Source organism: Arthrobacter sp. 05N425 (assembly GCF_056397125.1).
Map to the genome: position 1 here is coordinate 176,589 of NZ_JBFTMU010000005.1, position 12,465 is coordinate 189,053.

The window sequence follows — 12,465 nt, forward strand, 5'->3', positions numbered from 1 at the left end:
TAACCGGCAGTTGAATAACGGAGCTTGACCACATGGCCGACGACGAACACCTCGACACCGCCTTCCTGGCGCTTGCCGATCCCGTCCGCCGCCGCATCATCGCCCGGCTCAGCCGGGGCCCGGCCACGGTCAACGAATTGGCGGAACCCTTCGCGATCACCAAGCAGGCGGTCTCGAAGCACATCCAGGTCCTCGAGCAGGCGGGGCTCGTCACGCGAACGCGGGACGCCCAGCGCCGGCCCGTCCACCTGAACCCCGCACGGCTGGAGGCGCTCACCGCCTGGATCGACCAGTACCGGCTGGTCCGCGAGGAGCAGTTCCGCAGCCTCGACGCCGTGCTCCGATCCCAGGCCGCCGCGCGCGGCACCCAGGCAAAGGACTCATCATGAGCAACGCCCTGAAACTCACGGTTCCGGAAGGACTGCCCTTCATCGACTTCGAGCGGGAGTTCGACTTTCCCGTGGCGGACGTCTTCCGGGCCCACAAGGAACCCGAACTCGTCGCCCAGTGGCTCGGCCCTCGGCGGATCACCATGGACGTGGACCACTACGACTTCCGCACCGGCGGCAGCTACCGCTACACGCACACGGGGCCCGACGGCGTCGCGCACCGGTTCAGCGGCGTCTTCCACACCGTCCGGGAGAACGACTTCGCGGCCCAGACCTTCGAATACGGCGGCTACCCGGACGTGGTGAGCATCGAGTTCCTCACCTTCCGGGACCTCGGCGGCGGCCGCACCCGGCTGAGTGCGCATGCCGTCTACCCCAGCATGGAAGCCCGTGACGGCATGGCGCAGTCCGGGATGGAAGGCGGCCTGACCGAGGGCTACGAGCGGCTCGAGGAGCTGCTGGCCGGCGCGAAGGTCTGAAGCGCTTCGTCCAGCACCCGGCCGAGGTTCGAGGCGTCGTGCGCAAAGCGCCCCAGGAATAACCCGTCGGCGGACGCCAGCTGCGGCAGCAGCCCGGGTCCGGCGCTGCCGCCGTAAATGATGGGACACGGCGCGCCGAGCCCCTGGCGGATCAGCTGCACCACCGCGTTGACGTACGTTGGCGCGGCGGGCTGGTCCGCCCCGATCGCCCAGACCGGTTCGTAGGCCAGGACCAGACGGGGCGTCAGCGACTCGTCGCCCCCGGTCGCGGCCCGGACCTGGCGCAAACAGAAGGCCGCGGCCTCCTCGGGGCCCAACGTGCCGGGCTCGCCGATGCAGAGCAGCGGCGTGAGCCCGGCGTCGACGGCTGCCCGGACCTTGCGGGCCACGACGTCGTCGTTCTCGCCGAACAGTGCCCGGCGCTCCGCGTGGCCGAGCTCCACCAGCGAGACGCCGAGTTCGGCCAGCATGCCCGGGCTGACCTCCCCGGTCAGCGCCCCGTCCCCCCAGGCGCAGTTCTGTGCGCCAAGGAGCGCCGGCGAGCCGGCCAGGATTTTCCCGGCCTCGGCCAGGACCGGGAAGGACGGGATGACGAACACCCGGACGTCCCGGCCCGCGGCCAGGGCGGGCCGGGCGTCCACCACGGCGCGCACCTCCGAGAGCCAGCGCAGGCTTTCCTGATAACCCAGGTACATCTTGGTGCTGACACCGATGTGCAGGGGGTCGACGGCGGCGCTGGTGCCGGAGGTGCGGCTCATGGGTCTCCTTTAGCTGGGGTTGGGCGGCCGGACCGGATCTAGTCCAGCAGCTCGTCCGCCTTGTTGCTGAACCGCCGGGTGGCGAACATCATCGCCGCCGCCACGAAGGGCAGCACACCCAGGGCGTAGACGCCCATCGAACCCGTGGGCGAATGCGTGGCCTCGTTCACCGCCGTCCGCAGGATCGGGGCGACGAAGCCGCCCAGGTTGCCCAGCGAGTTGATCAGGCCGATGCCCGCCGCCGCGGCGGAGCCGGCGAGGAACGCCGTCGGGTAGGACCACACCACCGGGCCGACCGCGAGGAAGCTGCAGACCGCCAGGGTAATGAAGATCATGCCCAGCACCGGCTGGTGGTTGGTGCCGGCCCAGGCCGAGCCGAAGATGCACAGGCCGGTCGAGATGAACAGCGCGGTGCCGAACTTGCGCCGTTTGGCCACCGTGTTGGCGGCCTTGCCGATGAAGTAGCAGGAGAAGATGCCGAAGAACCAGGGCACGGCGATCAGCAGGCCGACGGCGAGGCCCACCTTCTGCCCGGTCAGGGACGAGACCTGCTGCGGCAGGAAGAACGTCACGCCGTAGACCGCGATCTGCAGGCAGAAGTAGATCGCGGTGAAGTACCAGACCCGGCCGTTGCGCATGGCGGCCAGGATGCCGCGGGGGCCGTGCTCGTCCTTGATGTTGTCCTCCAGCGCCATGACTTCCTTGAGCGCGAATTTCTCCTCGCTGCTGAGGAACTTAGCCTTGGCCGGACCGTTGATCAGGAAGAAGAAGGCCGCGATGCCGGCCAGAACGGCGAGCAGGCCCTCGACAAAGAACATGACCTGCCAGCCGCGCAGTCCCGGAACCTGGTCACCGATGTTGATCAGCCAGCCGGAGAGCGGGTTGCCGATCATCTGGGAGAACGGCTGGGCCAGGTAGAAGATGGCGAACATCTGCACGCGCACCTTGTTAGGGAACCATTCGGCGAGGTACATGATCACGCCCGGGAAGAGCCCGGCCTCGGTGACACCGAGCAGGAAGCGCAGGACCACAAACGAGGTCTCGCCCTGCACGAAGGCGAAGCAGGCCGAGACAATGCCCCAGGTGATCGCGATCCGGGCCAGCCAGATCTTGGCGCCCACCTTCTTGAGCAGCAGGTTGCTGGGAATCTCGAAGATCGCGTAGCCGATGAAGAAGATGCCGGCACCAAGGGCGAAGGCCGCAGCGGACACGCCCTTGTCCGCACCCAGGGCGGCCTCGGCGAAGCCGACATTGGTCCGGTCCAGGAACGAAACGACGTACAGAATGACCAGCATCGGCATGAGCCGGCGGGCCGCCTTGGAGATCGCGGACTTCAGGACCGGACGGGCCAGAAGCTCCTTGGATGTAGCGGTGGTTACGGACACAGCACTCTCCTTCGAGTGATGAGGTGGGGTGGTTCCACCGCGGGCCGGCGGCCCGCGGTTTCTGCTGGCTCCCGCGGTCGGGAGCCGTCAGTGCATGTACAGGCCGCCGTCGACGTTGAGCGTCTGCCCGGAGATGTAGCCTGCGTCCTCGCCGATCAGGAAGTGGATCGCGGCCGCAATGTCGCGGGTGCTGCCCACGCGGTTCACCACCAGGTCCTTGACGAGCTCATCCTTGCGTTCCTCGCTGAGCGTCCCGCCCATGATGTCGGTATCGATCGGACCGGGTGAGATGGCGTTTACGGTGATGTCGTACTCGCCCAGTTCGCGGGCGGTGGCACGGGTTAGACCGATGACGCCGGCCTTCGCCACGGAGTACGGGGTCTTGCTGAAGGTTCCGCCGCCGCGCTGGGCGGAGACGGAGGAGATGTTGACGATCCTGCCGAGCCGGTGCTTTACCATCGATTCGGCCGCCCGGCGGGTGGCGTAGTGCACGCCGTTCATGTTGATGTTGAGCACCCGGTCCCACTCGGCGGCGTCGAGTTCCAGGTAGGGCACCGGAGAGCTCACCCCGGCGACGTTGGCCAGGGCTACGAGCTGCGGCAGTTCGGCCTCGATCTCGTCGATCGCGGCGCGGACCGAGGCCTCGTCGCCGATATTGGCGCCGGCGCCGTGGGCTTGCACGCCGTGCTTTTCGGCCAGTTCCTTGGCCAGGGCCTTACTGGCGGCGTCGTCCAGGTCGATCACGCCGATGTTCCAGCCGCGTTCGGCGAGGTAGTCCGCCGTGGCCCGGCCGATGCCGCGCTCGGAGACGGCTCCGGTCACGATCACGGTGCGGTCTGTGGGGAATGAGGTCATGGAGGTTTCCTTGGGAGGTTAGGGTGAGGGGGTTGTCAGGCGAGGGGCGCGGGGCCCAGTTCCTCGATGAGCTTCTGCATGGCGACGTAGGCCTTGTTCCGGTAGGCCACCAGGGCGGCGGTCCGGTCGGCGGGGACGTTGAGGAAGCCGGAGCCGGTCTTGGTTCCGAGCTGGCCGGCGTCGACTTTTTCCTGGAGGATCTGCGGCGTGGCAAACCGCTCGGGGAAGCCGGTCTGCAGTGACTTGTAGCAGAAGGCGTACACGTCGAGCCCGGCCATGTCCGCGATCGCGAACGGCCCGAAGAACGGCAGCCGGAAGCCGAAGGTGGTGCGGACCATGGTGTCCACATCCTCGGCCGTGGCGATGCCTTCCTCCACAACCTGCGCGGCCTCGTGGAAGAGGGCGTACTGCAGCCGGTTGAGCACGAAGCCGGTGACATCCTTGACGGTCGCGGTTTCCTTGCCGGTCTCCGCCACGATCGCGCGGGCGGCTTCCACGGCGGCCTCGGAGGTACCCGCGTGCGGGATGACTTCCACGCCCGGGATGAACGGCGCCGGGTTGGAGAAGTGGACGCCCAGGAAGCGCTCCGGGTTCACCACGACTTCGGCGAGCTTCGCGATGGAGATGGTGGAGGTGTTGGAGCCGATGATGGCGTCCGGGCGGGCGGCGGCACTGATCAGGCCCAGGGTGCCGTGCTTGATCTCCAGGACCTCGGGTACGGCTTCTTCGATGTATTCGGCGTCCGCGACGGCCTCTTCGATGTCCTTCGCGGCCCAGAGGTTTTCCTTCAGTCGTTCGGTGGAGCCGGCCGGGAACAGGCCGGCCGCGACGAACTCGTCGGATTCCTTGAGCAGCCGCTCGTAGTTGCTCTGGGCGATCTCGGCGGAGACGTCGGCGAGGGCAACGCGGGCTCCCGCGAGGGCCAGTACCTGCGCGATTCCGCCGCCCATGTAGCCGGAACCGACGACGGCGATGTTACGAGGGGTCATGTGGTTTCAATTCCTTCCGGGGCTCCTTCATAGGAGTGGATTGCGTCCACCTTGGCCGCGGATGCGGAGGTGTCGTCGAAGCGGTGGCCCAGCCATTCGCCGACGAGTTTCTTCGCCAGTTCCAGGCCGATGACGCGCTGGCCCATGGTCAGCACCTGGGCGTTGTTGGACAGCACGGAGCGTTCCACGGAGTAGCTGTCGTGCGCGGTGACGGCACGGATGCCGGGGACTTTGTTGGCCGAGATGGCCACGCCCAGTCCGGTGCCGCAGATCAGCAGGGCCCGGTCGGCCTCGCCAGCGGCGACCTTGCGGGCCGCGGCGACGGCCAGGTGCGGGTAGGCGGTGCTGTCGTCCGGTCCGACGCCGACGTCCTCCACGGACGCGACCCGGGGGTCCGCCTCGAGCAGTTCGCGCAGGGCGTTCTTGTATTCGACGCCGGCCTCGTCGTTGCCGACGACAATCCGCCAGCCGGGCTGGGGGTCGGTGGTGCTGTGACTCTGTGTCTCGTGTGACAAGGGATTTCTCCTTCAGCTGCGTTCGATGGAGGCTGCGTAGTCGGCCACCCGGCCGGCGATCAGGCCAAATGACACGGCCCCGGGGTCGGGGTGGCCCAGGCTCTTCTCGGCCAACGGCCTGGCCCGGCCCTTCTTGGGGCTGAGCGACGCCGTGGCTTCGGCGGCCTGGGCGGCCGCGTCGGCCGCGGTCCGCAGGCTGCGGGCCACGCCGTCGCCGTCGTCGATTGCCCGGTTGAAAACGTCAGCGAAGGGAAGCAGCGCGTCCACCATCGTCTTGTCTCCCGCTTCGGCTTTGCCGAGGGTGATGATGGCGTCCCGGAGGGCGTCGACGGCGGCGGCCGCGTCCGCCGGAGTGTAGGCGTCCTTGCTGCCGAGGGCCCGGCCGACGGCGGTGACCGCGGCGCCCCAGAGCGCTCCGGAGGTGCCCCCGGCGCGTTCGGCCCACTGTTCGCCGGCCGCCGTGAGGAGTTCCTCCAGTCCGGCGCCGGCCGCGTGCGACTGTTCGGCCGCGGCGACGGCGGCGTCCACGCCGCGGCGCATGCCGATGCCGTGGTCGCCGTCGCCGGCGATCGCGTCGAGTTTGCCGAGGGCTTCCTCGTGTTCGACGACGACCGACTGGGCCACCTTGAGCACGCCGACGGCGGTGGCGGCCAGCGAGGTCGACGCCGCCGTGGCAGCCAGCGCGGGCGCTGCTGCGGCGTCGTCCTGCGCGGAGAGGGTCCGGGCCCGGCGCGGAGCCAGGTTGCCCTTGCGGAAGGCGGGGGTGTCGGCCGGTGCGGACCAGAACTTTTCCAGCTCCGCGTCCAGCCAGAACAGCGTCAACGAAAGTCCGGACATGTCCAGGCTGGTGACGAGCTCGCCGCATTCCGGTTCAACGATCTCAAGTCCCGCGGCGGTCAACAGGGCCTCGATCTTCCCGAACAGGAGGAACAGCTCGTCGTATTTGACCGTGCCGAGGCCGTTGAGGATCGGCACCACGCGGCGGCCCGCGGTTTCCGGCTTGTCCTTGAGCAGTCCGTCCACCAGCAGTGCTGCCAGTTCGCTGGCCGTCGGCAACGGCTGTTCGGAGATCCCGGGTTCGCCGTGGATGCCGAGGCCCACGGACATCATGCCCTCTGGCACCGTGAACAGCGGTTCCGCGGCGCCTGGAAGGGTGCAGCCGGCGAAGGCGACGCCCAGCGAGCGCGTGTGGTGGTTGGCCTTGACTGCCAGCCGTTCCACCTCGTCCAGGTCCAGCCCGGCCTCGGCGGCGGCCCCGGCAACCTTGAAGACCGTCAGGTCCCCGGCAATACCGCGGCGTTTGGCGATCTCCTCGAGCGGGGCGCTGGCAATGTCGTCGGTCACCAGCACGGTGCGGGTCTCGATGCCCTCGGCGTTCAGCTTGTCCTGCGCCTGGCCGAAGTGCAGCACGTCCCCGGCGTAGTTGCCGTAGCTCAGGAGCACACCGCCTCCGGACTCCGCGGCCTTGACCACGCGGTAGACCTGGCCCGCGGATGGCGAGGCGAACATGTTTCCGCAGGCGCTGCCCGCGGCCAGTCCGGCGCCGACGAGGCCGGCGAAGGCCGGGTAGTGCCCGGATCCCCCGCCGATCACGAGCGCGACCTGGCCTGCCGGCGTCTCGGTGGAGCGGACAACGCCGCCATCCACCCGTGCCACGTACCGGCGGTGGGCGGCGGCAAAGCCGTCCAGGGCGTCGTCCGCGAAGCTTGCGGGATCGTCAAATATCTTGGTCATGATTCCTCGTTGAACCGGTTGGAGCGGATGGAACACACGGCAGGACCGGGGGCCCCGCCGGTTTAGAGTGCGGGGACGGCCGCCGGGAGCTGCCGGCCCTGGGCCACCAGGGAAGTGCCGAGCGCGTACCCGTCGCGTTTGGGCAGGATCTGGCGGCGCAGGTAGTCCTGGTTGGCGGCGGTGACGCTGAGCCCGTCCCCGCCGTAGTGCTCGGTGCAGATGATGCCTTGGAAGCCGACGGAGATGGCGAAGTGGAAGGCCTCGCGGTAGCTGATCAGACCGGATTCCATCGGCGCGGGCATGGCGACGTACTGGTCTTTCGCCCGGTTTTCGTCGCGGACGTAGTTCTTGACGTGCCAGTAGTTGGCGTACGGCAGCGTCTTGTGGACCATATCCCGCCAGTCCTCGATCGGCCGGTGCAGGCGGATCAGGTTGCCGATGTCCGGGTTGAGCCCGACATTGGACAGGCCGATGTCCTGGACCAGTTGCACCGACGAGTCGGCGGTTCCGAGGTAGGTGTCCTCATACATCTCCAGGGAGACCAGGAGCCCGAGCTCGGCCGCGTGCCGGCCGACTTCGCGGATCCGGGTGACAGCCTTCTGCCAGGTTTCCTTGTCCCCCACCGGGTCCTGGTGGCCCTGGACGGTCCAGAACCAGAGCTGTTCGCGCTGGGCGGGAGTCAGGGCCTGGTGCAGGCCGATCGACACGACCTCGCAGCCGAGCTGCGCGGCGGCGTCGAGGGTGCGGTGGGTGTAGGCCAGGTTGTCTTCCCAGTTGGCCTCGTCGATCACGCTGCGGCGGATGGCCGAGATGGCCGGGAGGCCGATTCCGGCGTGGCGGGCTGCGGCCGTGAGTTCATCCAGCCGGGCCGGGCTCAGGTCCCCCGGACGCACCCAGCTGTCGGTCAGGTCGGCGTTGGCGAAGCCCGCGTCCGCGACTTCCTCGAACACGCGCTGCCACTCGGCGGCGGGGGCATCCTGGACGGAGGTTCCGTCGGGCCGGACGCCCGGGAACTGCAGCAGGGCCGCGGTGATGGGCCAGTTTTCGGCGGTGTACGACATTGTCACTCCAAATCTTGAATCACATTTCCTATAGGATTCACCCGATAGGAAAGCTTGTCAAGGGTTTTTGTGGATCGGGACGCGGGCCGAACCGGAGGCCGGGGCCGGGCAGCGGGCACCGGAGGGTGCCGTCGCCCGGCGTAGCTGGCGGGTTTGGGCCTAGCTGCGCACTTCGCTGTCGTGTACTTCGCTGTCGTGCTGGGAACGCTGCTTGACGCCTTCGATGTGCGCGATCATCTTCTTCCGCGCCAGGTCGGCGTCGCCGGCCTCAAAGGCCCGCAGGATCTCGGTGTGCTCCGCGATCGCGAAGTCGGCGTCGGTGACGCCGAGCCCGCCGAAGAAGCGGAAGCGCTGCACCTGTCCGCCGAGCGCGTTGTACGCGGAGAGAAGGAACTGGTTGTCCGCGTGCTCCGCGATGAGCCGGTGGAACCGTTCGTCGGCCTCCCAGTAGGCGCGGAACTCGGAAAAGGACGGCCCCCGGGGCGCGGCTTTGAGGTCGTCGATGGCCTGCGCTAGCTGGGCGGTGAGGTCGGCGTCGGCGTGGCTGCAGGCCATGAAGGCGTTGGCCGGTTCGATCACCAGGCGCGCGTCCATCAGGTCCGCCAGTTCGTCCGCGGTGAAGAGCGGCGCCACCCGGTAGCCGCGCAGGGCGGTCCGGCGCACCATGCCGGTGGCTTCCAGCCGGGCCAGCGCCTCGCGCACGGGCGTCGGCGAGACGTCCAGTTCCCGGGCCATCCCGTCGATGCTGACCGGGGTGCCGGCTTCGAGCCGGCCGTCCATCAAGGCGATGAGAAGCGCTTCGTAGACGTGGTCGGCGAGGACCTGCCTGCTGACGCCGCGTGCGGCCGGATCCTTGATTGCCATACTGGAATCCTATAGCCGCCCCGCCCCGCGGGACGCCGGCCGTAAGCCTTTCCGGGATCGCTCCCCCGGCTATACCGTCGCCGGGACCGGCGACGGCGCAACTTAGAAAGCATGCTTATATTGTCATGATCGAGGTGCGGCAGCGCTCAGTGGTGACTGGGTCGCCTTGCGGCGCGCCGGGTCGCTGCGCCGTGCAGGCCATGGCGTCATCGTGATGGAAAGAATGGAAGGTGGAACAAGATGCCCACATGGGTGCAGGCCCTGCTATGGGGAACTGTGGCGGGCGCAGCGCTGGTTCTGGGTTCGGCCATTGCCTGGAAGTGGACGATCGCCCCCAAAGTCGTCTCCTCCATCATGTCTTTTGGGGCCGGAGTCCTCATCTCCGCCCTGTCGTTTGACCTCGTCGATGAAGCCGAAAAGGGCGGCGGTCTCTGGCCGACCGTGGCGGGATTCCTTGCCGGAGCACTGGTCTACGTTGGGGCGAACGCGCTGCTGGCCCGGCGAGGAGCCAAACACAGGAAACGCTCCGGCGGAAAGCAACCCTCTGAAAAGGACAAGCCGGGCAGCGGCACCGCGATCGCCATCGGAGCCTTACTGGACGGGATTCCCGAATCCGTCGTCCTGGGGCTCGGTCTCGTCTCAGGAGGATCGGTCAGCACGGCCGTGCTCGCAGCTGTGTTCATCTCCAACGTCCCCGAAGGGCTATCCAGCACAGCGGGGATGAAAAAATCCGGCCGCAGCGCCGGGTACGTCTTTGGCGTGTGGGGAGGCATTGCCCTCATCTCCGGACTGGCGTCGCTGATCGGCTATGCCAGCCTGCAAAACGCTCCGGCGGAGATGGTCGCCTTCATCACCGCAATCGCCGCCGGCGCGATTCTGGCCATGCTTGCCGACACCATGATCCCGGAGGCTTTCGAGGAACACCATGTCCTGACGGGCCTCATTGCAGCTGTGGGCTTCCTGGCGGCCTTCACCATCAGCCAGGCCGGGGGCTGAACACTCCCCCGGCCCGCCGGCAGTCAACGTTAGTGCCCGCGCAGCACCTCGATCACTGAAGAGTCGTCCCGCCGGCCGAGCCCCTTACGCCGGCCGCTGAGGTAGAGCTGCTCGGCCGCGGCGGCGAGCGGAGCCGGGTAGGTGCTTTCCCGCGCCGCCTCGACCACAAGCCCCATGTCCTTGACGAAGATGTCCAGGGCGCTGCGGACCTCGGTGTTGTCCGGGTCCACCATCCGGGAGCCCCGATCATCGAACATGAACGATGCCGCGGCGCCCGAACGCAGCACCTCCCAGGTCTGCTTCGGGTCCAGGCCCAGGGCCTCGGCGAAGGCCAGGGCCTCCCCGGCCACGGCGATGTGGACGCCGCACAGCAGCTGGTTGACGAGCTTCACCTTCTGACCGTCGCCAACGTTCGCACCCACCACGGGGGCAGAGCTTGCCATCGCGTCCAGCAGCGGCCGCACCACCGCCAGGGCCCGTTCGGAGCCGCTGACCATCATCAGCAGCTCGCCGGTGGCGGCGCGCTTGGTACCGCCGGAAACCGGGGCGTCCACCAGTTCGACGTCGAACGCCGCCAGCCGCTCAGCCAGCGACACCACCGCGGCTGGACCGACGGTGGCCATCAGGAGGACCACGGTGCCCGGGCGCAGGGCCGCAGCGAGGTCGTCCACGCCGAAGAGCACCGCGTCGGCCTGGGCCGGCGTCGCGACCATCAGGGCGACGACGTCGGCCTCGGCCACCGCCTCCTTGGCCGTGGCCGCCGGTGTCAGGCCGGGAACTGCCAGCGACTGCGCCCGGCCTTCGGCAACGTCAAAGGCGGCGACCTCGTGTCCGGCTTCGGCAAGGACGACCGCCATCGGTCCGCCCATCGCGCCCAGCCCGATCCATCCGACCTTGGTCATGGGGTTACTTCCTTTCCTGGTGCCGCGGACGTGGCGCCGCGGAAGAGTTCAATGGTGTCGGCGAGCGCGTTCTCGTCGCCGACGTTGCCCGCAAAAACGACGTACGGCATCCCCTGCACGCCCGGGGCGGCGTCGTCGGGCCGGAGCACCGAGACCATGCCCGGGAACAGCTGGCCGAGCACGGTGGCCCGCCTGATTCCGAGGCCCCGCACGGCGACGTCGTGCGAGGTGATGCCGCCCTTGGCGATCACCCAGGCGGGCTGGGCGGGAAGGGCGGCCTGGACCACCTCGATCAGGGCCGCGGATACGCTGCGGGCGATCTCCAGGCTGGCGGCAGCGTCGGCGCCCTTGAGCAGCGACCGCGAGGTGTAGAGCAGGACGTCGGAGTCGGCGAGGGCGCTGACCACCCGGGCCGCGGTGTCTGCAATGTGCGCACCGCGCGCCGCCGGATTGACGAGCTCGGCGACGGACAGTTCGACCTCGGTCACGCCGCCCCGGGCCTGCGCCGCAGCGACCTGGCGTGCCGTCTGGCCCACATGGGAACCGACGACGGCGAGCCCGTGGCCGGCCGGGCGGCCGTCGGGCCAGATGTCCTGCGCCTGCAGGGTCGGCTTGGGATCGAGCCCTGCGAGCGCGCGGACAAAGGACGGCCCGGTGCGGTGCAGGAACACTTTGCCTTCGCGCTGGACCTGCTGCAGGCCCAGGACGACGATTTCCAGGTCCGCGAACTCGGTGGCGTTGACGATGATGAGCTGCAGTTCGCTGGCCGAGCGCAGGATCTCCGCAACCCGGTCCTCTCCCCCGTGGCGGATGTCCTCGAGGCTGATGCTGAGCACCTGCTCCGGCGCGACGGTGCCGCCGCTTTTCTCCGCGACGAAATCCTTCAGGTCGGAGGACCGGTATCCGAAGGTCGCGTCCTTGGCGAACTCGGTTTCCCCGGCCGGGACGGGTTCCCCGCCCACCATGGCCCAGTGCACATCCCCGGCGGTGAAGCGTCCGGCTTCGAAGTAGGACGGCGCCAGCAGGACGCCGTCGAACCCGCGCCCGGTCACCTCGCGCCGGACGGCGTCAAGGGTGCGGATTTCGGCCATGACATGGCCGCGGAGGGTTGAGTCGCTCCGACTGACCAGGTCCAGGGGCGCGCCGAGCCGCTCCTCGAGCTCGAACAGGGCCCGGCCGGCCGCCTGGTTCAGGGCGACCGCGTCGGCCTCGTCGAGGCTGCGGGTGTTGGTCAGGATGAAGCAGGTCGATTCCGGCCGTGCAAGGGCCGCGGCGTACTCGTCTGCCTCGAGCACGGTGACGACGGAGACGCCGTGCACGGACTGCGAACCGGTCGGGTCGTCGTCGAGCACTGCGGTCCGCCGGCCGGTTGCGGCGCGGTAGTCGCGGATCCGCTGCCGGGCATCGGCCAGGCGCACGGGTTCAGGGGCGGGTGCGGGCCCGGCCGGGGGGATTGGGTGTGCAGTGGGATGGCCGGCGGGGTAGGTTTCGTGGGTCATGCTGTGATCCTTCCGGGTGCCGTGCGGCCGGAACCGCAC

The 12,465-nt window shown here is 68.8% G+C and carries 13 protein-coding genes; 3 read left to right on the forward strand and 10 right to left on the reverse strand.

The features are described 5' to 3' along the window. Positions 1-32 precede the first annotated feature (32 nt). Both AC1DGE_RS09995 and AC1DGE_RS10000 read left to right on the forward strand, forming a co-directional pair. Entirely contained in the window at positions 33-389 is a 357-nt protein-coding gene (locus AC1DGE_RS09995) for an ArsR/SmtB family transcription factor (protein ID WP_441418304.1), read from the forward strand. Next, the gene (locus AC1DGE_RS10000; protein ID WP_476893118.1) at positions 386-868 is read left to right on the forward strand and encodes an SRPBCC family protein; all 483 of its coding nucleotides are present in this window, start codon (positions 386-388) and stop codon (positions 866-868) included. Before AC1DGE_RS09995 ends, AC1DGE_RS10000 begins: the two co-directional genes overlap by 4 nt. Here AC1DGE_RS10000 and AC1DGE_RS10005 read toward each other — a convergent pair. The 8 genes from AC1DGE_RS10005 to AC1DGE_RS10040 form a co-directional block, all read right to left on the reverse strand. Next, a complete protein-coding gene (locus AC1DGE_RS10005; protein ID WP_476917397.1) occupies positions 826-1,626 on the reverse strand; it encodes a triose-phosphate isomerase family protein in 801 nt (266 codons plus the stop codon). The two genes, AC1DGE_RS10000 and AC1DGE_RS10005, sit on opposite strands and share 43 nt — an antisense overlap. Positions 1,627-1,664: 38 nt before the next feature. Beyond that, positions 1,665-3,011, reverse strand: a complete 1,347-nt coding sequence (locus AC1DGE_RS10010) for an MFS transporter (protein ID WP_441418301.1) — start codon at positions 3,009-3,011, stop codon at positions 1,665-1,667. Between the two features lie 87 nt (positions 3,012-3,098). Then, positions 3,099-3,866 carry an SDR family NAD(P)-dependent oxidoreductase gene (locus AC1DGE_RS10015; protein ID WP_441418300.1) on the reverse strand — a complete coding sequence of 256 codons (768 nt, stop codon included), beginning with the start codon at positions 3,864-3,866 and terminating at the stop codon, positions 3,099-3,101. Between the two features lie 35 nt (positions 3,867-3,901). Beyond that, the gene (locus tag AC1DGE_RS10020) at positions 3,902-4,855 is read right to left on the reverse strand and encodes a 3-hydroxyacyl-CoA dehydrogenase family protein (protein WP_476917398.1); all 954 of its coding nucleotides are present in this window, start codon (positions 4,853-4,855) and stop codon (positions 3,902-3,904) included. Next, on the reverse strand, positions 4,852-5,370 hold the full coding sequence (locus tag AC1DGE_RS10025) for a ribose-5-phosphate isomerase (RefSeq protein WP_476893120.1): 519 nt from the start codon (positions 5,368-5,370) through the stop codon (positions 4,852-4,854). Before AC1DGE_RS10025 ends, AC1DGE_RS10020 begins: the two co-directional genes overlap by 4 nt. Positions 5,371-5,382: 12 nt before the next feature. Further along, positions 5,383-7,104 carry a dihydroxyacetone kinase subunit DhaL gene (dhaL, locus tag AC1DGE_RS10030; protein ID WP_476917399.1) on the reverse strand — a complete coding sequence of 574 codons (1,722 nt, stop codon included), beginning with the start codon at positions 7,102-7,104 and terminating at the stop codon, positions 5,383-5,385. Positions 7,105-7,166: 62 nt separating this feature from the next. Beyond that, complete coding sequence (locus tag AC1DGE_RS10035) at positions 7,167-8,165, reverse strand: sugar phosphate isomerase/epimerase family protein (RefSeq protein ID WP_476917400.1); 999 nt, start codon at positions 8,163-8,165, stop codon at positions 7,167-7,169. A 159-nt stretch (positions 8,166-8,324) separates the two neighbouring features. Next, positions 8,325-9,029, reverse strand: coding sequence for a GntR family transcriptional regulator (locus tag AC1DGE_RS10040; RefSeq protein ID WP_441418296.1), 705 nt, complete (start codon positions 9,027-9,029; stop codon positions 8,325-8,327). Positions 9,030-9,269: 240 nt separating this feature from the next. Here AC1DGE_RS10040 and AC1DGE_RS10045 point away from each other — a divergent pair, with 240 nt between their 5' ends. Next, positions 9,270-10,025, forward strand: a complete 756-nt coding sequence (locus AC1DGE_RS10045) for a ZIP family metal transporter (protein ID WP_441418295.1) — start codon at positions 9,270-9,272, stop codon at positions 10,023-10,025. Between the two features lie 29 nt (positions 10,026-10,054). On the opposite strand, the gene AC1DGE_RS10050 is transcribed toward AC1DGE_RS10045, so the two are convergent. Continuing rightward, positions 10,055-10,927: an NAD(P)-dependent oxidoreductase gene (locus tag AC1DGE_RS10050; protein WP_441418294.1), complete on the reverse strand. Its 873-nt coding sequence runs from the start codon at positions 10,925-10,927 to the stop codon at positions 10,055-10,057. Further along, positions 10,924-12,426 carry a four-carbon acid sugar kinase family protein gene (locus AC1DGE_RS10055; RefSeq protein ID WP_476917401.1) on the reverse strand — a complete coding sequence of 501 codons (1,503 nt, stop codon included), beginning with the start codon at positions 12,424-12,426 and terminating at the stop codon, positions 10,924-10,926. Before AC1DGE_RS10055 ends, AC1DGE_RS10050 begins: the two co-directional genes overlap by 4 nt. Positions 12,427-12,465: the final 39 nt, after the last annotated feature.

Coding starts and splice junctions, on each gene's coding strand:
- AC1DGE_RS09995 (WP_441418304.1), top strand. CDS start 33: ATGGCCGACGACGAACACCTCGACACCGCCTTCCTGGCGCTTGCCGAT.
- AC1DGE_RS10000 (WP_476893118.1), top strand. CDS start 386: ATGAGCAACGCCCTGAAACTCACGGTTCCGGAAGGACTGCCCTTCATC.
- AC1DGE_RS10005 (WP_476917397.1), bottom strand. CDS start 1,626: ATGAGCCGCACCTCCGGCACCAGCGCCGCCGTCGACCCCCTGCACATC.
- AC1DGE_RS10015 (WP_441418300.1), bottom strand. CDS start 3,866: ATGACCTCATTCCCCACAGACCGCACCGTGATCGTGACCGGAGCCGTC.
- AC1DGE_RS10020 (WP_476917398.1), bottom strand. CDS start 4,855: ATGACCCCTCGTAACATCGCCGTCGTCGGTTCCGGCTACATGGGCGGC.
- dhaL (WP_476917399.1), bottom strand. CDS start 7,104: ATGACCAAGATATTTGACGATCCCGCAAGCTTCGCGGACGACGCCCTG.
- AC1DGE_RS10035 (WP_476917400.1), bottom strand. CDS start 8,165: ATGTCGTACACCGCCGAAAACTGGCCCATCACCGCGGCCCTGCTGCAG.
- AC1DGE_RS10040 (WP_441418296.1), bottom strand. CDS start 9,029: ATGGCAATCAAGGATCCGGCCGCACGCGGCGTCAGCAGGCAGGTCCTC.
- AC1DGE_RS10045 (WP_441418295.1), top strand. CDS start 9,270: ATGCCCACATGGGTGCAGGCCCTGCTATGGGGAACTGTGGCGGGCGCA.
- AC1DGE_RS10050 (WP_441418294.1), bottom strand. CDS start 10,927: ATGACCAAGGTCGGATGGATCGGGCTGGGCGCGATGGGCGGACCGATG.
- AC1DGE_RS10055 (WP_476917401.1), bottom strand. CDS start 12,426: ATGACCCACGAAACCTACCCCGCCGGCCATCCCACTGCACACCCAATC.